Raw genomic sequence first — 17,922 nt, 5'->3', positions numbered from 1 at the left:
GCGTTATCGATTGATGCGAAGTCTTTTGCTGTACCACCGTATACTTTTGCAAGTACGTTAGTGATTGCTGCAGTTAGAGTTGTTTTACCGTGGTCAACGTGGCCGATAGTACCAACGTTTACGTGCGGTTTTACGCGTTCAAACTTTTCTTTTGCCATGACGAAACCTATAAGTTTTGTGTATCTAGATTACATATAAAAATAATCCACGACGAGTGTGGATTAGAATTATTCAGTCTATTATAAATATTTTTTCGACAATTCAAAGGAAGTATTTGAGAAGATTCTTCGGAGACTGGTGCTGATAGGCAGATTTGAACTGCCGACCTCACCCTTACCAAGGGTGCGCTCTACCAACTGAGCTATATCAGCACGCCAGACGAACTGGAGCGGGCAGCGGGAATCGAACCCGCATCATCAGCTTGGAAGGCTGAGGTAATAGCCATTATACGATGCCCGCTTTAGGAACCTGTTCTTAACTACCTCTAACCGTCAAGAATAAAGTGGTGGAGGGAGCTGGATTCGAACCAGCGAAGGCTGAGCCGTCAGATTTACAGTCTGATCCCTTTGGCCGCTCGGGAACCCCTCCACGTAAAATTCTTTCCTAAAGCATCCTATACAAGATAGGGTAAAAAGATGGTGCCGACTATCCGAGTCGAACGGATGACCTACTGATTACAAGTCAGTTGCTCTACCAACTGAGCTAAGTCGGCACTGCTTTAGTACGGGGCGAGATATTAGAGCAACCATTGACTTGATGCAACAGGAATATGCAAAAAAATTTAAATTTATTGTTCAAACGCTCAGTTTTAAGCCAATCCCATGACATTTTTACAGTTATTGTGGGTTTTTCCACCAAACTGACAGCCCTTTGAATACCAAAAGGTCATCAAAAACCGCTGACTCGATATGGTTTTTAATTAACTCGCCATATCCACCTGCGCACAATACCAACGCAGACTCATTATTAAGTTGCTGTTTTGCACTATGGACGAGTCCAAGCGTTGCGGCTAACGCACCATTTTTCACCGCTTCAGGTGTATTTTTAGCAAATTCTGCGGCAAACGGCGTGTTCTCATCACAAAATACCCGCTCTGCACGCGCGGTAATACTGGAAATCATGAGATCGATACCTGGCAAAATCCACCCGCCCATGTGTATTCCTTGCGCAGTCACTACATCAACCGTGGTCGCAGTGCCAGAATCAATCACGATTATATCTTGCGTTGGATATAGAGCATGCGCGGCAAGTACCGCGAGCCACCTATCAATCCCCAAATTTTTAAAACTAGGATAGGCACAAGTTACCCCAGCTCGCCTTGGCGATACGTGTGCTTGTTCGAGCACAAGACCAAACTCAGAGGCGCGACTTTCCACCCACTGTAATCCCGCTCCCTTACCAACCTGAGCGCAGACAATTGCAGTTAGCTTTTGCCATTCAATATCACTTTCTTTTACAGGACTAATACGGCGTTCATGCTCAAGCGCATATTTAACTGCAGTATTACCTACATCAATTAGCAGTTTCACGATATCACCTTTCTTAACGAAATTTCACCGCCATAAAAAGCTTTAAGCTCACCATCTTGCCTAAGTAATAAGCCCCCTTGCATATCGATGCCTTCACAGATCCCACGCCATTCTCTCTGTCCTGTACTCAAGGTTACTGCGTCACCTTTAAAGGCATTTAGGCTATTCCATTCGGTCACCATTTCGCTCAGTCCAGACTCTTTATACTGGGCAAGACGCTCAGACAAAGAGTGAGTGAGCTGCACCACTAACTGATTTTTATCAATTTGGCCTAAGTGCGTTTGCAGATCTGTCCAAGCTTGGTCGATGTGTTTAGAGGCAGATTCTGGCATGCATATATTTAGCCCAATCCCAATCACAAGATGGCAAGGCCCTTCCACCTGCCCCTCTAGCTCAACCAAGATCCCCGCCAGTTTTTGCTGGTTGAGATATATATCGTTTGGCCATTTTAATTCAACGGAAATACCATAAAGGACCTTTAACGCATCATATACCGCAAGTCCTACAGCAATAGATAAGCCCATCGCGGCTTGCATACCAGCGTCAAACTGCCAGTAATAACTGTAATAAAGGTTAGCACCAAAGGGCGATTGCCATACCCGGCCTCTGCGCCCTCTGCCAGCTTGCTGCATTTCAGCCACCAAGACATGGCCTGAGCCCATATTCTGTTTGTCCTGCAAACGACGCATTAGCTCGCTATTCGTGGAGTCTATAATTGCGTGATATTCGATTGGACACTCACTTTGAAACTGCTGTTGCCATAGAATATTCAACTTACTTTGATGAATAAGCGGTAAGCTATAATTGAGTTTATAACCGCGGCCATTGACTCGAAAAATATCCACGCCCATCTCTTGCAACGCCGCTATATGCTTCGCAATAGCCGCGCGACTAATACCTAGTTGCTCGCCAAGTTCTTGCCCTGAGATAAATTCTCCTTTATTCAAGGCCGCTAAAATCGTTTGCTTTTTATGATCAGGCGTTTTCATGGCATTCCACACTTTGTAACTGACATTCACCATGCTTTGTTATAAGGCGCACTTCATGCTCGAGTAACACAGCAAATTTTTGCCAAACGGTTTGCTGAATATGGCTCACTAACTGTGTTAAATCTTCACCGGTGCTGCCACCACTATGAACAAGTACCAGTGCTTGTTTCTCATACACACGAATGGCTCCACGGTGGCAGCCTTTTAGACCCGCTTTGTCAATTAACCAGCCAGCCGCAAGTTTTACATTGTCATTATCCACATCAAACGCTGGCATCTCTGGAAATTTACTTTGCAACTGAGCTGCAAACGCCCTATCAACTACTGGGTTTTTAAAAAAGCTCCCGGCATTTGCAAGCGTCGCAGGATCGGGCAATTTACTGTTTCTGGTAACTATCACCGCTTCACAAATCTCTTGTGCGGTTGCTGTATCACTCAAGCTTTGTAGTGGGCCATAACTTAACGTTGGCTGCCAACGTTTAGGCAGTGTAAATGTCACTTCTGTAATCACGAACTTATCTTTTAGGCGGTGTTTAAAGACTGAATCTCGATAGCCAAATTCACACTCTGCATTTGTTAATGTCGTGAAGCGCCGCTCGGCGATATCAAATCCTCTAACGGCAGTGATAAATTGAGATACTTCAACACCGTAGGCGCCGATATTTTGTACCGGCGCCGCGCCAACAGTACCAGGGATCAACGCGAGATTTTCTAACCCGTCAATTCCGTTATCAAGCAGCTTTGTAACGAGCTGGTGCCAGTTTTCTCCAGCAGCGACTGTAACGATGTAATCATCATCTTGTTGCTCGATATCGACACCTAAGGTCGCAAGCTTAATAACGGTTCCAGCATAGTCTTCCAGAAAAATGGTATTACTCCCCTCCCCAATTAAAAAGAAAGGACGACTGAAATCGAGCTCAACCAGCGTATGTGGATCTGTGATAACGATAAGGGACTCGCAACCCGACGGCAGCGAAAAAGTGTGATAAGACTGCAAACTAGTCACTGCAGCACCTTGCCAATATTAACTAAACTGGCGCTAGTGTAGCGCATTGCCCTGACTTACGCATTAACGTCATCTTGCCCACCATTTTATGTAACCCATCGGCTTATACTGTTTAAATGGTCAGAAATTAGTTATGTTAGCCGTTCTAATTGGGAATATTCTTTTTATAAGAGCAGCATTATGATTAAACTTTCGGCACTTACGCTCAGCCTTGCCATGGCTGGCCTTGTCCACACTGCTGATGTAAACGCAGCCGTTGACCAACACACTTACGCCAATCTTAACGATGTTATTACCACACACTTGCATTTAGACCTAGACGTTGACTTTGAAGATAAGCAACTAGAAGGTTTTGTTGAACACACACTAGATTGGCAGAATCGCCAAGCAAGAACGCTGGTACTAGATACGCGTGACCTCGAAATCGACAAAGTGATGTATCAAGGTAAAGATGATAAATGGCATACCGCCAAGTTTGATCTTGCCAAGCGCGATGATGTGAAAGGTGCTAAGTTAACTATTCACTTTAAAGAGCAAGCAAAAAAAGCACGTATTTATTACAACAGCTTGCCAGTAGCATCAGGTCTACAGTGGTTAACACCACAGCAAACCGCAAGTAAATCTCACCCATTTATGTATAGCCAGTCTCAAGCGATTCATGCTCGTAGTTGGATCCCCGTGCAGGATACGCCAGCAATGCGTGTGACTTACTCTGCTCGCGTACATACACCTAAAGATGTACGTGCGGTAATGAGTGCGGACAATACCGGCGCATTGATCAAAGATGGCGATTATTGGTTTGATATGCCGCAAGCTATCCCACCGTACCTAATTGCAATTGGTGCAGGTAACCTTGAATATAAAGAGATGTCGCACCAAACTGCAATTTTTGCAGAACCGCAAATCCTCGATGCCTCTGTTGCTGAGTTTAATGATACGCAAGCGATGATCGATAAAACCAATGCCATGTATGGTGAATACGCTTGGGGTAGATACGACCTGCTCATGTTGCCGCCTAGCTTCCCGTTTGGTGGTATGGAAAATCCACGCCTGTCATTTATCACGCCAACTGTAGTTGCCGGTGACAAAAGTTTAGTAAACCTAATCGCCCATGAGTTAGCACACTCTTGGTCTGGCAACTTAGTGACCAACGCGACGTGGGAAGACCTATGGCTAAATGAAGGTTTCACCTCTTACGTTGAAAACCGTATTATGGAAGAAGTGTTTGGTCGTGATCGCGCGGTGATGGAGCAAGCACTTGACGCTGCAGGCCTACGCGCACAACTTAAAACTATTGCCGCTCCTGATACACGCATGAATTTAGAGCTTAATGGCCGCGATCCTGACGATGCGTTTAGCTCTGTACCTTACACTAAAGGTCAACTATTCCTTATTTATCTAGAAGAAAAGTTTGGTCGTGACAGGTTCGACAAGTTTGTTAAAACCTACTTTAAAACTTTCTCTTTTAAATCTCTGACTACTGATGAATTCGTCGCGTACTTAGACAAAAACTTGCTACAGCAATATCCTGGTATCGTGAGCTTAGAAAAAGCCAAAGAGTGGATTTATGAGCCAGGCTTGCCAAGCGACGCACCGAACCCAACTTCTGATGCCTTTGAAAAAGTGGATGCGCTAACTCAAGCTTGGTTAAAAGACGAGAAAACACTTGCAGATTTACCGACCGACGCTTGGACAGTACATGAGTGGCTGCACTTTATTAATAACTTACCAAGAGATCTCGCCATTGAGCGTATGGAAGCATTGGACAAGGCGTTTAAGCTGACCCAATCGACCAACGCTGAACGCGCATTTGCTTGGTATATGCTAGCAGTAGGTAACGGCTACCAAGCTATTTACCCAGACCTTGAAAAGCATCTAGTAAGTATTGGTCGTCGCAAGCTTATTGTGAATTTATACAAGTCACTCATTAAGCATGGTAAACGTGACTGGGCTTACCGTGTTTACCAACAAGCACGTCCGGGATACCACCCGCTTGCTCAAGGCACCATCGACGCTTTGTTTGAATAATACATTTCAAAAACAAAAAGAGCGCTTCTGTGAGCGCTCTTCTCCATTTTAAGTTTAAGTTCAAACTTAAATTACTTGTGATATTGACGGCTAAATTCGTGAACCGCGTTGATGAAAACACCTGTATTTTCAGGGTCAACATCAGGCGTAATACCATGGCCTAAGTTAAACACATGACCATTACCTTCGCCAAAGCCAGCTAATATATGCTGAACTTCTTCACGAATACGCTCATGGGTACCGTGTAGCATTGAAGGATCCATATTACCTTGTAGTGCAACTTTATCGCCTACACGACGTTTTGCATCGGCAATATCAATCGTCCAGTCAAGGCCAACTGCATCACATCCAGTGGCTGCAATCGCTTCAATCCATTGACCGCCGTTCTTCGTGAATAATGTCGCAGGTACTTTACGACCGTCATTTTCACGGATCAGGCCATCTACAATTTTGTGCATATATTGTAGTGAAAACTCTTTGTAGTCACGCGGGCTTAATACTCCACCCCAAGAGTCGAAGATCATTAGCGACTGAGCACCAGCTTTTACTTGCGCATTTAGGTAGTCGATAACCGAATCAGCCACTTTATCTAGCAGTAGGTGCAGTGTCTGCGGCTCCGCAAACGCCATCTTTTTAATCTTACCGAATGTTTTGCTGCTACCGCCTTCAATCATGTAAGTCGCTAGCGTCCATGGTGAGCCGGAGAAACCAATAAGTGGTACTTCACCTTTAAGCTCACGACGAATTGTGCTCACCGCATTCATTACATAACCAAGCTCATCGGTTGGATCTAATTTTGGTAGCTTTTTAACATCCTCTAACGATTGGATAGGACGCTCAAACTTTGGACCTTCACCAGTTTCAAAGTAAAGTCCAAGTCCCATTGCATCTGGAATAGTCAAAATATCGCTAAACAGAATCGCCGCATCTAGTGGATAACGACGCAGCGGCTGTAATGTCACTTCACATGCCAGTTCTGCATTTTTACAAAGGCTCATAAAGTCACCAGCTTGTGCTCTGGTGGCACGATACTCTGGTAGATAACGACCAGCTTGGCGCATCATCCATACTGGTGTGACGTCAACTGGTTGTTTTAATAGCGCTCGTAAATAACGATCGTTTTTTAATTCGCTCATAGCGTCTCTATTCCAATACTTAAATTCAATTGTGCGGATTGTATCACTAAGTGCACATGGGCACTATCTAAACTATCCTTGCCAACGCCTAGTTATGATCTAGATTAAACCTCACTTTATTAGGAACAAATTCATAAGCTTGTGTAAAAATTACCGAAACAAGCGATTAAACTGTTTGCAACACGATTAAAAGGTTGGTATAAAATTACCGCGTTAGAAAAATAACAACAAAACACCTTCAATTAGAAAAATAACAACATTACGCAACAAGCTAAACTGCTATTTTGAACCACCTTGAGTTTCTCTCGGTGGTTTTTTTATTTTTATCCTCCTGAATTTGTTAACATTCCCGATAATCAAACCAATAATCTTTTGATCTTTTTACGCTTTTACAGAAAAAATTGGTTGACCTTTTGCCCCGTTTCCCTTTCCATAGAGGTAGGTAACCCGCTTAAGGAGAATCACTATGCTTTCGCAGTTAGAACAAGCCCAACAGAAATGGGGAGGCAGCCATAGTGTAATTGATGCATGGTTAGCAGAGCGTCAGGAACTATTGGTTTTATATTATAAAGTTGCAGGATGCTCACCAACTCGAAATGGTAAAGCACTTCCTGAGCAAGTTGACATTCAGTCATTCTGCCAGATTTTGATGGACTATCTTTCAGCTGGTCATTTTGAAATTTATGACAACATTGTTGAGGCCTGCCAAGAAAAAGGCCCTGAAAGCGCAAAACTGGCTCAGTCACTGTACCCTCGGATCACAGATACGACTGATACCGCACTTGATTTCAACGACAAATACGCTGAAGTAAATCAAGAAACACAAGAATTAACAGACTTCGATAACGACCTGTCTGTGTTAGGTGAAACGCTTGAGTTACGCTTCCAATTGGAAGATGAACTGATCGATAACCTTTATTCTAATCACACTGAATAGTCTAAATTTGCGGGCACCAAAATATAAAAAAAGGTGAGATAGCTATCTCACCTTTTTCTTTACGGACACTGCCAAATTATTCAGCAGCTTCTTCAGCTTCGTCTTCGATACCTAGCAGTTCAACTTCAAATACCAGTGTTGAGTTTGCTGGAATTTTACCAAGGTTACGAGTGCCGTATGCAAGCTCCGCAGGAATCGTAAACTTATACTTAGCGCCAGTGTTCATTAACTGTAGACCTTCAGTCCAACCTGCAATAACTTGATTTAGGTTGAAAGTGGCAGGCTCATTACGTGCGTAAGAGCTATCGAACTCAGAACCATCTAACAAAGTACCTTTATAATGTACTGTCACCTTGTCTGTTGCAACTGGCTTTTTCCCATCACCTTCGCTTAGCACTTCATACTGAAGACCTGACTCAGTTACCTGGACGCCTTCTTTCTTCGCGTTCTCAGCTAGGTACTTATCGCCTTCTTCTTTATTTTTCTTCGCGTCAGCTTCAACTTTAGCAGCTTGCTTTTCACGAACAGAAGAATCTAGTGAAGTGAGTACTTCACGAATTTTTGCTTCATCCAGCTTAGCTTCACCAGCCAATGCGTCTTTAAAACCACGCATGAGTAACTCTTGATCAAGTTCAATACCTAGCTCTTTTTTATCCGCTAAGTCTTTTTGCAAGAAGTTACCAACTGAAGCACCGATACCGTATGCTTGCTGTTGCACTTCTGTATCTAGCTTAACTTCAGCAGGCTTCTGCTCTTCTGCTTTTTTATTACACGCTACTAGTGCTAACACTGAAGCAGCAACGAGTGACAGTTTAATCGTCTGTTTCATTCTCAACTCTCCGACAGTCCCTACTATCAAAACACCAATGCTCGCGCAAGAGAGCTTGATATGCGGTGCCATTGTTAATTTTATATTAATAAGAAAAGGTGCTAGCCACATTAACATTCTCTGATCAGAATGCCAATATGCATTTGCTTGCCATTATCGCGTAACGACATTACGCTTTTAATACGCTAATATCAAAATAATATCTTGTTTTTAGTGCCTTTAGTCTACCTGTTGTAGACTTTGGAGTTAAGGAGGATTTACCTAATTTATGGTCAAACTCGTCAACATTAAGTGGACAAGCCTCCTCTTTGCATGCGCGATGCTCAGTTGCTTCACCTTAACCGGCTGTGGCCCTGACACTTCAAAAGCCGTTCTGACCGTAGAACATGCCAGCAGAGGCGCATTTTCTGCTGCTATCTCTGCGGACGGTCACTACAGCCTTGTTTCTTCCATAGAGCATGGGGCCGTACTTTGGGATAATCAAGAGCAAGGCCTCAAATTTCAATGGCGTCACTCTGATGCCCCCGACGATCTCATTCACTCACTGGCTTTAGCTAATGACAACTCCACGGCCGTCACTGCCACTGATAAAACATTCGCCATCTGGAGCGTCGAAAGCGGTCAAAACCTAGGATATTTTGAGATCGAGTCTGGCACTATTCGAGATATCGCAATTAGCAATGCGGGCCGATATTTACTCTATGCCCGCAGTGATAACGTTGTCGTTCACCTCGACTTAGAGAGTGGAAGGCGGATAGAGTTCCTTGGACATCAAGAAAATATCAATTCTATTGCCATGTCTCCCAATGGTCACTTTGCCTTAACCGGAGGCAACGACTATACCGCTTACTTTTGGGATACTAGAACGGGGCAAGTGATCCATCGCTTTAACCACCCAAGTCGCGTGACCAAAGTTGCATTAGATGACCAAGGAAGATTTGCTTTTACCGCAGATAGCATGAAAAAAGCGAGCATTTGGCAATTAACTTCTGGTGATCTCAAAGCACAATTACAGTATATTGCTCGCCAGAAAATTTTCAGTGCAGTGCGCTTTAATCAAGACGCAACGCTCTTGGCTACCGGCTCACCTAACCGCGAGCTTATTTTATGGCAAGTGAGTGATGGCGAACGATTGCAAACTTGGCGTGTACAACCCCGAGAAGGCAGCCGCCCCAAGTCTGCGGTTGTATTTGACGTTGCTTTTCAAGACCAAGACACTGCATTGTTAACCGAAAGTTCCAGCGGACTACTGGAAAAATTTGCGCAGGTGAAAAAGCCATGAACGAAATCGAAAACAGAATTACTGAGCTTGAGGCTAAGCTTGCCTTTCAAGAAGATACAATCGAAACCTTAAATGAAGAGCTAAAGGCACATCAGCAGCGCTTGGCTAAAATGCAACGACAAATTGAGCTATTGGCAGAGAAAATGAAGGAAGGCCGCGACCCAGGTTTAATGCCTCAACATCAAGAGCCACCACCACCGCACTACTAACAAATTAATTGAAAACCGGGGTGATCACTCACTCCGGTTTGAACACCCCAATAACTTGCTCAAACTGGCGGGTGGAAGCCTGTACCGCGTCTTTCGGCTGTGACATTACGTGGCCACACTCAACACATTCAACTTTTTCAACATCATGCTCTTTGTAGAGCATCATTACGTCGATTTTTTGGCATTCTGGACAACTTGCCCCTGCAATAAAACGCTTCTTAACTTTCAACTCTACACCTCTAATGAACACCGAGTTTAAGGTTTGTCATTTTATCCTAATTTTATTTGTCATGATACGCTTGGAGTAAGGGATTGGATCCATGCTATGATGCGCGCAATTTAGACAGACTTTTAGAATTATGATCCAACTTTCTGATATCGAGCTACTTCGTGGCAGTAAAACACTGCTAAAACAAGCAAATGCAACGCTTTATCCACAACATAAGGCGGGCCTAGTCGGTGCCAATGGCTGTGGTAAATCATCTCTCTTTGCGCTGCTAAAAGGTGAGCTGCAACTCGATTCAGGTGATTTTTCTATTCCAAAAGATTGGTCTATTGCATCGGTAAAACAAGAAACCCCAGCACTCTCCAGTAGCGCCCTCGAGTATGTACTACAGGGACACCCTGAATACTATGTATTGAGAACGCAGCTACAACAAGCGGAGCGGGACGGTGATGGGGAGCTACAAGCAAAAGCACACCAACAGCTAGAGAACATCAAAGGGTATAGTATTGAAGCCAAAGCGGGAGAACTACTCCATGGCCTTGGTTTTAGCAATGAACAGATTGAGTTTGCCGTTAGCGACTTTTCTGGTGGTTGGCGCATGCGCTTGAACCTTGCGCAAGCGCTGATCCGCGATGCCGATTTATTGCTTTTGGATGAGCCAACCAACCACTTGGATTTGGACGCTGTTTATTGGCTAGAACGCTTTTTGCGCGCCTATCAGGGTACATTAGTGCTTATTTCTCACGACCGCGAATTTTTAGATGCGGTTGTTGGCGAGATTTGGCATATCGACCAACAGCAGATCAACGTTTATAAAGGTCACTATTCTCAGTTTGAGCGTCAAAAAGCAGAGCGCATGGCACAGCACCAAGCGCTTTACGAGAAGCAACAAGAAACGATTGCACATTTAGAGAAGTTTATTACCCGCTTTAAAGCGAAAGCGAGTAAAGCAAAACAAGCGCAAAGTCGAGTGAAGGCCCTTGAACGCATGGAAATGCTCGCGCCCGCTCATGCAGATTCACCATTTAATTTTGAATTTGCAGATCCAACAAGCTTGCCTAATCCATTGATGACACTAGAACAAGCCAAAGCGGGCTATGGTGACGTTACCATTTTGCATGACATCAAGCTTAATCTGGTCCCAGGTAGCCGTATTGCGTTACTTGGCCGTAACGGCGCTGGTAAATCGACCCTAATCAAGTTACTGGCCGGCGATTTAACCCCACAAGCTGGTGAAGTGTTTCAACACCAAGGATTAAATGTAGGCTATTTTGCTCAGCATCAGCTTGAGTCTCTCGATCTTGAGGCCAGTGCGGTTACCCATATTCAACGTCTAGACCCTAAAGTACCAGAGCAGCTTATTCGTGATTTCTTGGGCGGTTTTGCTTTTCATGGTGATAAGGCCCTCGAACCCGTTGCGCCGTTTTCTGGTGGCGAAAAAGCACGACTCGTACTAGCGATGTTGGTGTATCAAAAACCGAACTTGCTGTTACTCGATGAGCCAACCAACCACCTAGATTTAGAAATGCGACACGCACTTGTAATGGCCTTGCAAGGTTTTGAGGGTGCAATGGTCACGGTTTCCCACGATCGCCACATGCTGAAAAATACCGCTGACGAGTACTATTTAGTTGATAATGGAACCGTTTCTCAGTTCGGCTATGACTTAGATGCTTATTACCAATGGCTCATGAATGCCAATAAAGAGCAAGCGAAACCAAGTGGCTCCGAGTCTGAACCAAAGCAAAACTCTAATGCCAATCGTAAAGAGCAAAAGCGTCTTGAAGCCGAATTCAGAAAAACCATTCAGCCGTTGAAAAAGTCGATTGAAAAGCTCGAAAAACAGCTCGACAGGCTCACTGAGCAAGCAGACGAAATTGAGCAAGCTTTGGCTGACAACAGCATATACACGGACGAGAACAAAGCAAAACTAAGTGACTTACTGGCAAAACAAGCCAAGATAACCCCAGAGCTTAATGACACAGAAGAAAACTTACTAATGGCACTGGAAGAGTTAGAAGAAAAGCAAAACCATTTCGATGAGACTGGAGAGATATGCTAAGTCGTGAAGACTTTTGGCAGTTTGCCTGTGAATTCTACAGCCGCCCGCAAATGCAATCGCGGCTGCTGAATTTGCAAGATGCTGCAGGCAAAAATATCAACCTGTGTTTATTACTTTGTTACCTAGACACTTTAGCACTGACGATTACCCCAGGCACCCTAGCCTCACTGGTAAATACTGCTAAGCAGTTTGACCAAGCGGTGTTACAACCACAACGCGCGATCCGCAACACCCTAAAAGCACATCATCAAGACTACCAAGACTATAAAAAGTTGCGTTCAGCGATGCTGACTGCAGAGCTTGAGCTTGAAAAGCGCCAACAAGCGCTATTGCTGGAGACATTAAAGCGCTTTTCGTTTGCGCCACTGCAATCATGTAGCAATGTGCTGCTCTATTTGAGTCAGAGTGAGTACGACGCTTTATTCAATACGACTGACTTCTAAGCCATTAAATATAAGCTCTGATATTTACCCAACTTAGATATAAAACCTGATCGAGATCAAGCCTTTGCCTAGGTTTAATTTCACTCAGGATTGAAACTTGATCTTGATCATATCAAGCCTCTCAGACCTCCACTACTATTTACTCATCGACAAATTAGGAGGCACAGCCATGAACGTATTCTTTAGAGACTTTTTTTCCGACCCTGTGTTGTTTCTGTCTTTTGGCTTTTTAGGGATTGTAATTTTGCTGTGCTGTTATTACGTCTACTTTTTCATTAAAAAAGTCATGGACGCTGAAGTACCTAACGAACAATAGAACAGATTTAAATGTATTACCTTGGGGCGATTGAAGAATAAGTAGTAGAAGATCGGCTCGACGTAGTTCCCCAACTTGCAGAATTAAGCACGACGCACAAAGCACCTTATCAGTTTACTGGTCGGGTGCTTTTTATTTGCTTAACCCTCAACTGATAATACGTTAAACTGGCTAAAACGTGTTTTGCAACTGGATAGCTTCCTTTCTTTGCTTTGCGAGCAACCGTCAAAAAGACGCAGTTTCTATTATGAATCAAGCCATGAAAACAATAACAGCCGATAATTACGAATTTAAACCCGCTTGGTGGATGCGCAACCGCCATGCCCAAACCATACTACCGAGATTCTTTAGGCCGAGATTACAGGTGCCCGTCGACTATGAAACACTAGACACACCAGACGATGACTTTTTAGAACTTGCATGGGCAAAACACGGCGATAAATCAGCACCTTTGGTTGTGGTATTGCATGGGCTAGAAGGCAATATCAACAGCTTTTATGCAAAAGGCCTATTAAAAGCGTTGGTACACCATGGTTTTGATGCCGTACTGATGCATTTTCGCAACTGCTCACGTGAAGTGAATCGCCAAGCCAGGGCTTATCATAGCGGCGAAACCTCAGATCTTGGCTTTTTTATAGACACGCTAAAATCCCGTTTTCCTAAACGGCCATTATTTGCAGTTGGTTTCTCGCTCGGTGGCAATGTACTTGCCAAATACTTGGGAGAAACCAAATCGCAAAGCGGTCTTGAGGCTGGCGTCGTTGTCTCAGCGCCTTATCACCTTTCTTCCTCTTGTCAAGTGATCAGAAAGAGCTGCTTTAAACTCTATCAAAAATACTTGCTAGACAGGATGAAGAAGTCTTTTTCACGTAAGCTAGACACCATCCAGTCGCAAATTAGGATAGACAAGCCTGCCCTTTATGCCATTGATGACCTTTGGCAATTTGACGATAAGATAACGGCACCGCTGCATGGCTTTAACGGCGCGGAAGACTATTACGCGCAAGCAAGCTCGCAGCCCTACTTAACCCAGATCATGACACCAACACTCCTGATCCACGCCGAAGATGACCCCATGCTATCATCACAAGCCGTGCCTACAGCCGCTCAGGTTAACTCACCGGTGACGCTTGCAGTGAGCCCACACGGTGGTCACGTAGGGTTTATTTCGGGAAGTAACCCCCTTAAACCAAAGTTTTGGCTAGAAAGCGTTATTCCACAATATTTACAGCAAATTTATAGTAAGGCTAAGTAGTATGCTCATTCCCTATCAACAACTTCCGCAAGAGACGCTGGACAACCTTATTGAGCACTATGTGCTGCGTGAAGGAACAGACTATGGCGATACTGAAGTCAGTACCGAGAGCAAAGTAGCGCAAGTGAAAGCACAGCTAAAATCCGGAGAAGCACTGATCGTTTTCTCGGAATTACATGAATCTGTGAATATTGTGAGTAAGCAGCAGTTTCAAGCCATGCAAACGCAAGAAGATTACGAGTATTAAAAAACCTTCAGCTTTCTTTACATTCAGCACTAATCGTAAACAGTTGTCGTAGTGACAGGAGTTGTTACAATCAAATTTCTATAACTATAAAGGAAAGGCAATTTTATGAAGCTCGGCACTGCTCTTTGCGCCCTAGCGCTGGCTGTTTCTACCGCTTATGCAACTGAATACAAAGCCTCTGAGCGCGCAGTTAAACTCGCTCACGATAACATCCTAATTGATACACACATCGACGTTCCATACCGCATCCAAAGTAAATGGGATGATGTTAGCCAAGCAACCGAAGGCGGTGATTTTGACTATCCTCGCGCGGTAAAAGGCGGTCTTAATGCGCCATTTATGTCTATTTATATTCCTGCTAATTTAGAATTTGAGGGTAAAGGTAAAAGCTATCAACTCGCCAATCAACTGATTGACGGTATGGAAGCCTTAGCACATCGCGCACCAGATAAATTTGCAATGGCATACAATACCGACGACATTTATGCGCAATTTGACAATGGTATTATGTCTATCGCAATGGGTATGGAAAATGGCTCGCCCATTGAAGGTGAGATGAAAAACCTTAAGCATTTTTATGATCGTGGCGTACGCTATATCACCTTAGCACACTCGCAAAGCAACCATATTTCTGACTCTTCTTATGACGTACGCCGTAAATGGAAAGGCTTGAGCCCATTTGGTAAAGAGCTTGTGGTTGAAATGAACAAAATTGGTATGCTCATTGATGTATCACATATTTCCGATGACGCCTTTTATCAGGTTATGGACATTTCAAAGGTACCGGTCGTTGCTTCACATTCATCCCTGCGTAAATACACCCCAGGATTCGAGCGCAATATGGATGACGAAATGCTCAAAGCCTTGGCAAAAAATGGCGGCGTGATCCAAATTAACTTTGGCTCGAGCTTTGTGACGGCAAAAGCTGGTGCTTGGTACGACAAGCGTGACGAAGCACAAAAAGAAGCCAAAGACAAAGATCGCACCGACTTTAGAGCGGCGTTTAGAGCAAAAAATCCGTTCCCATTTGCCACGCTTGATCAAGTGCTAGATCACATTGACCACGTCGTTAAGTTGATAGGGATAGATCACGTAGGGATTGGTTCAGATTACGATGGTGTGGGTGACTCACTACCGGTTGGCCTGAAAGACGTGTCAACGTATCCAAATCTTGTGCAAGGTCTTTTGGATAGAGGCTACAGCGACGCTGATATCAAAAAGATTTTAGGTGGCAATACCCTGCGCGTGTGGAAACAAGCTGAGGCTTACGCAAAGAAGTTCGCTAAATAACCTCAGGTTAAATAACTGTTCAAACCACTGATTTATAAGGTGTGCCGCACGGCATACCTTACAAGACCTTAGACTTTAAACTGAGATAATTCATTCACCAATTTACTGGTGACTCGCAGCACATCATCCGAAATTTGGTGCGTTTCTCCAGACAACCGCTCGCCGTCCAATGTTTTGTCATTTAAATCAGTTAAATTACTGCTAACCTCAGTAGATACTGCATTTTGCTGCTGAGTCGCATGAGCGGTTTGCTCTGAAAGCTCAGTCACTTTCACCGCACTTTGTGCAATTAACTCTAATAGCTCCGTTGCCTTCGTAAAACTTTCTACTGCAACATCAACATACTGCTTACCATCTTCAATGGTCTTTTGTGAGTCCTCTACGCTATGTGAGAATGCTTCCAACATCTTCTGAATATCATTAGTGCTGTCTTGTGTTCGAGTGGCCAGTGACCTAACCTCGTCAGCTACCACTGCAAATCCACGACCTTGTTCACCTGCTCTTGCCGCTTCAATTGCCGCGTTGAGCGCTAATAAATTGGTTTGCTCAGCGATCCCGCGAATAACATCGAGCACTTGCGTAATGTTTTCAGAGCTTTTTTGTAAAGCTAACGAGCTGGAGAGTGCCGTTTCCATATTATCAGCAAGATGAGTGATTTTTTGTTTTGAATCTGCCAACACCGTTTTACCTTGTGCCGCGTAGCGATGTGAAGCTTCAGCCTCTTTCAATGAGTTTTCTGCCACCGACGAGACTTCTTGGCTTGAGTGACTTAGCTGATGTACCGCGCTAACAATGGTATGTGATGACTTACCAAGCGAGTCGATTAAGTCATGGCACTGTGTAGCATAATGACTGAGTTTTGACGACAAACTCGACAGCTCGCCACCATCTTTCACAAGTGCTGTAACCATCGCCTGTAAACTCTCGAGAAAATGATTAAAGTTTAGCGACAGCTTTGCAAACTCATCATTTCCTTTGATTTCAATGCGACCAGTTAAGTCTCCGTCCCCAGAGGCAATTTCAGAGATCCTATCCGACACAAAATTTATCTGCTTTGCTAGCTGACGAGGGATCCGATAAGCAATCCAACAAGCAATACCAAGTAGGAGCAAGGCACCAACGCCAAGTCCCCACTTTATCTGAGTAACCTCAGAAACGACTACCGCACGACTTGCAGCAGATTTTCCATCGGCTAATTCACCGGCTTTATCAAGCACATCACGAACTGCACCAAATAACTTAGCCGACTCAGTTTGAAGCGCTTTATCAGTCGGTGTTTTAATACTCGCCACCGTCACGCGATACCAACTTTGAAAGTCCGCATTAAAAGTTGCAAAACTACCAAGCTCACTCAGGTGGAGTGACATAAACTGAAGATACTTTTGATAGCGCTGTTTCACTTGCTCGGCGTTTTCTTCAAAATCCGCCCACTTATCTTCACCTGCTAATAATTTGAGGTAGGCTTCTTGAGCTTGATAAAAGTCTCTATCCGCATTGAGTACCACTGACACGGCTTTTAAATAGTTTTCAGTTTGGATCTCAAGTGCCGATTGCACTTTATTGAGCAACACTGAAAAACCAAAAAACACAAATAGCAGCACGATCGTCAACATAGCCGTTGGCAATGAACTTTTGACTCGAATACTATGTAAATCCATCTTCATACACCTCAAATAAGAGATAGTAAAAGCCTAGACCATATAAAGATTTATAGACAAATATTCGCAGCATATAGCTACCGAATTTAATGCGGAAAAGATGAAAATTGGGGCGATGACCTAGAGAGTATATACTCAGCTTCAGAATCAATAGTATTAAGTTTTAGGAGTTTTAGATTGTGTAGGAAAAGTAGGCTAACTCTAGAACAAAGCTTAAACTTCAGTACCAATCAATAATTGGTTGCGGGAGCCATTAATTTATGAAGAGTGAACCGACGACTTTCGGAGTAGTTCTTTAGATTCTACAGTCCAATTAAGAATTGGTTGCGGGAGCCATTAATTTATGAAGAGTGAACCGACGAGTTTTGGAGTAGTTCTTTAGATTCTACAGTCCAATTAAAAATTGGTTGCGGGAGCCGGATTTGAACCGACGACCTTCGGGTTATGAGCCCGACGAGCTACCAGGCTGCTCCATCCCGC

General features: G+C 44.0%; 18 protein-coding genes and 4 tRNA genes. 10 read left to right on the top strand and 12 right to left on the bottom strand.

Features of this window, described 5'->3' with window-relative positions:
• The 8 genes from NO992_RS23185 to murB all read right to left on the bottom strand — a co-directional run.
• Nucleotides 1-158 (bottom strand): GTP-binding protein (locus NO992_RS23185; protein WP_010374560.1); only part of this gene is annotated, 158 nt, incomplete at its 3' end.
• Between the two features lie 137 nt (nucleotides 159-295).
• Nucleotides 296-371, bottom strand: a tRNA-Thr gene (locus NO992_RS23180).
• Nucleotides 372-384: 13 nt separating this feature from the next.
• Nucleotides 385-459 (bottom strand) — tRNA-Gly (locus NO992_RS23175).
• 44 nt (nucleotides 460-503) lie between these two features.
• Nucleotides 504-588, bottom strand: a tRNA-Tyr gene (locus NO992_RS23170).
• A gap of 48 nt (nucleotides 589-636) precedes the next feature.
• Nucleotides 637-712: transfer RNA gene (locus tag NO992_RS23165), tRNA-Thr, on the bottom strand.
• Between the two features lie 124 nt (nucleotides 713-836).
• Nucleotides 837-1,529, bottom strand: coding sequence for a type III pantothenate kinase (locus NO992_RS23160; RefSeq protein ID WP_371380760.1), 693 nt, complete (start codon nucleotides 1,527-1,529; stop codon nucleotides 837-839).
• On the bottom strand, nucleotides 1,526-2,518 hold the full coding sequence (gene birA / locus NO992_RS23155) for a bifunctional biotin--[acetyl-CoA-carboxylase] ligase/biotin operon repressor BirA (RefSeq protein WP_371380758.1): 993 nt from the start codon (nucleotides 2,516-2,518) through the stop codon (nucleotides 1,526-1,528). The genes NO992_RS23160 and birA overlap by 4 nt, the downstream gene beginning before the upstream one ends.
• Nucleotides 2,505-3,524, bottom strand: a complete 1,020-nt coding sequence (gene murB / locus NO992_RS23150; protein ID WP_371380756.1) for a UDP-N-acetylmuramate dehydrogenase — start codon at nucleotides 3,522-3,524, stop codon at nucleotides 2,505-2,507. The genes birA and murB overlap by 14 nt, the downstream gene beginning before the upstream one ends.
• Nucleotides 3,525-3,704: 180 nt before the next feature.
• Here murB and NO992_RS23145 point away from each other — a divergent pair, with 180 nt between their 5' ends.
• Entirely contained in the window at nucleotides 3,705-5,552 is a 1,848-nt protein-coding gene (locus NO992_RS23145; RefSeq protein WP_371380754.1) for a M1 family metallopeptidase, read from the top strand.
• A 71-nt stretch (nucleotides 5,553-5,623) separates the two neighbouring features.
• On the opposite strand, the gene hemE is transcribed toward NO992_RS23145, so the two are convergent.
• Nucleotides 5,624-6,688 (bottom strand): uroporphyrinogen decarboxylase, encoded by a 1,065-nt coding sequence (gene hemE, locus NO992_RS23140; protein WP_371380752.1) that lies wholly within the window; start codon nucleotides 6,686-6,688, stop codon nucleotides 5,624-5,626.
• A 466-nt stretch (nucleotides 6,689-7,154) separates the two neighbouring features.
• Here hemE and NO992_RS23135 point away from each other — a divergent pair, with 466 nt between their 5' ends.
• Nucleotides 7,155-7,625, top strand: coding sequence for an Rsd/AlgQ family anti-sigma factor (locus NO992_RS23135; RefSeq protein ID WP_010374541.1), 471 nt, complete (start codon nucleotides 7,155-7,157; stop codon nucleotides 7,623-7,625).
• A 76-nt stretch (nucleotides 7,626-7,701) separates the two neighbouring features.
• Here NO992_RS23135 and fkpA read toward each other — a convergent pair whose 3' ends face one another.
• The gene (gene fkpA / locus NO992_RS23130; protein WP_026001096.1) at nucleotides 7,702-8,454 is read right to left on the bottom strand and encodes an FKBP-type peptidyl-prolyl cis-trans isomerase; all 753 of its coding nucleotides are present in this window, start codon (nucleotides 8,452-8,454) and stop codon (nucleotides 7,702-7,704) included.
• Nucleotides 8,455-8,722: 268 nt separating this feature from the next.
• Here fkpA and NO992_RS23125 point away from each other — a divergent pair, with 268 nt between their 5' ends.
• Both NO992_RS23125 and NO992_RS23120 read left to right on the top strand, forming a co-directional pair.
• Nucleotides 8,723-9,736: a WD40 repeat domain-containing protein gene (locus tag NO992_RS23125; RefSeq protein WP_371380749.1), complete on the top strand. Its 1,014-nt coding sequence runs from the start codon at nucleotides 8,723-8,725 to the stop codon at nucleotides 9,734-9,736.
• A complete protein-coding gene (locus NO992_RS23120) occupies nucleotides 9,733-9,945 on the top strand; it encodes a SlyX family protein (protein WP_010374533.1) in 213 nt (70 codons plus the stop codon). Before NO992_RS23125 ends, NO992_RS23120 begins: the two co-directional genes overlap by 4 nt.
• A gap of 28 nt (nucleotides 9,946-9,973) precedes the next feature.
• Here the strand turns inward: NO992_RS23120 and NO992_RS23115 are convergent, their stop codons facing one another.
• Entirely contained in the window at nucleotides 9,974-10,174 is a 201-nt protein-coding gene (locus NO992_RS23115; protein WP_010374531.1) for a YheV family putative zinc ribbon protein, read from the bottom strand.
• 130 nt (nucleotides 10,175-10,304) lie between these two features.
• On the opposite strand from NO992_RS23115, the gene NO992_RS23110 reads away from it, so the two are divergent.
• The 6 genes from NO992_RS23110 (at nucleotide 10,305) to NO992_RS23085 (ending at nucleotide 15,784) form a co-directional block, all read left to right on the top strand.
• Nucleotides 10,305-12,233: an ATP-binding cassette domain-containing protein gene (locus NO992_RS23110; protein ID WP_371380746.1), complete on the top strand. Its 1,929-nt coding sequence runs from the start codon at nucleotides 10,305-10,307 to the stop codon at nucleotides 12,231-12,233.
• On the top strand, nucleotides 12,227-12,676 hold the full coding sequence (locus NO992_RS23105) for a TIGR02444 family protein (RefSeq protein WP_017219361.1): 450 nt from the start codon (nucleotides 12,227-12,229) through the stop codon (nucleotides 12,674-12,676). Before NO992_RS23110 ends, NO992_RS23105 begins: the two co-directional genes overlap by 7 nt.
• A gap of 169 nt (nucleotides 12,677-12,845) precedes the next feature.
• Nucleotides 12,846-12,992, top strand: a complete 147-nt coding sequence (locus NO992_RS23100; protein WP_010374526.1) for a hypothetical protein — start codon at nucleotides 12,846-12,848, stop codon at nucleotides 12,990-12,992.
• A 247-nt stretch (nucleotides 12,993-13,239) separates the two neighbouring features.
• A complete protein-coding gene (locus tag NO992_RS23095) occupies nucleotides 13,240-14,247 on the top strand; it encodes a hydrolase (protein WP_371380743.1) in 1,008 nt (335 codons plus the stop codon).
• A 1-nt stretch (nucleotide 14,248) separates the two neighbouring features.
• On the top strand, nucleotides 14,249-14,494 hold the full coding sequence (locus NO992_RS23090; protein ID WP_371380741.1) for a YheU family protein: 246 nt from the start codon (nucleotides 14,249-14,251) through the stop codon (nucleotides 14,492-14,494).
• Between the two features lie 105 nt (nucleotides 14,495-14,599).
• Entirely contained in the window at nucleotides 14,600-15,784 is a 1,185-nt protein-coding gene (locus NO992_RS23085; RefSeq protein WP_017219359.1) for a dipeptidase, read from the top strand.
• A 68-nt stretch (nucleotides 15,785-15,852) separates the two neighbouring features.
• Here the strand turns inward: NO992_RS23085 and NO992_RS23080 are convergent, their stop codons facing one another.
• Nucleotides 15,853-17,442: a methyl-accepting chemotaxis protein gene (locus NO992_RS23080; protein WP_371380739.1), complete on the bottom strand. Its 1,590-nt coding sequence runs from the start codon at nucleotides 17,440-17,442 to the stop codon at nucleotides 15,853-15,855.
• Nucleotides 17,443-17,922 lie beyond the last annotated feature (480 nt).

It is taken from the genome of Pseudoalteromonas sp. DY56-GL79, assembly GCF_041414765.1.
In the GTDB taxonomy this organism is placed as follows: Bacteria; Pseudomonadota; Gammaproteobacteria; order Enterobacterales; family Alteromonadaceae; genus Pseudoalteromonas; species Pseudoalteromonas piscicida.
The sequence above is the reverse complement of the archived record's forward strand: the minus strand, read 5'-3'. Positions and strand labels throughout refer to the sequence as shown.

Coding starts and splice junctions, on each gene's coding strand:
- birA (WP_371380758.1), bottom strand. CDS start 2,518: ATGAAAACGCCTGATCATAAAAAGCAAACGATTTTAGCGGCCTTGAAT.
- NO992_RS23145 (WP_371380754.1), top strand. CDS start 3,705: ATGATTAAACTTTCGGCACTTACGCTCAGCCTTGCCATGGCTGGCCTT.
- hemE (WP_371380752.1), bottom strand. CDS start 6,688: ATGAGCGAATTAAAAAACGATCGTTATTTACGAGCGCTATTAAAACAA.
- NO992_RS23135 (WP_010374541.1), top strand. CDS start 7,155: ATGCTTTCGCAGTTAGAACAAGCCCAACAGAAATGGGGAGGCAGCCAT.
- fkpA (WP_026001096.1), bottom strand. CDS start 8,454: ATGAAACAGACGATTAAACTGTCACTCGTTGCTGCTTCAGTGTTAGCA.
- NO992_RS23125 (WP_371380749.1), top strand. CDS start 8,723: ATGGTCAAACTCGTCAACATTAAGTGGACAAGCCTCCTCTTTGCATGC.
- NO992_RS23120 (WP_010374533.1), top strand. CDS start 9,733: ATGAACGAAATCGAAAACAGAATTACTGAGCTTGAGGCTAAGCTTGCC.
- NO992_RS23110 (WP_371380746.1), top strand. CDS start 10,305: ATGATCCAACTTTCTGATATCGAGCTACTTCGTGGCAGTAAAACACTG.
- NO992_RS23105 (WP_017219361.1), top strand. CDS start 12,227: ATGCTAAGTCGTGAAGACTTTTGGCAGTTTGCCTGTGAATTCTACAGC.
- NO992_RS23100 (WP_010374526.1), top strand. CDS start 12,846: ATGAACGTATTCTTTAGAGACTTTTTTTCCGACCCTGTGTTGTTTCTG.
- NO992_RS23095 (WP_371380743.1), top strand. CDS start 13,240: ATGAATCAAGCCATGAAAACAATAACAGCCGATAATTACGAATTTAAA.
- NO992_RS23090 (WP_371380741.1), top strand. CDS start 14,249: ATGCTCATTCCCTATCAACAACTTCCGCAAGAGACGCTGGACAACCTT.
- NO992_RS23085 (WP_017219359.1), top strand. CDS start 14,600: ATGAAGCTCGGCACTGCTCTTTGCGCCCTAGCGCTGGCTGTTTCTACC.
- NO992_RS23080 (WP_371380739.1), bottom strand. CDS start 17,442: ATGGATTTACATAGTATTCGAGTCAAAAGTTCATTGCCAACGGCTATG.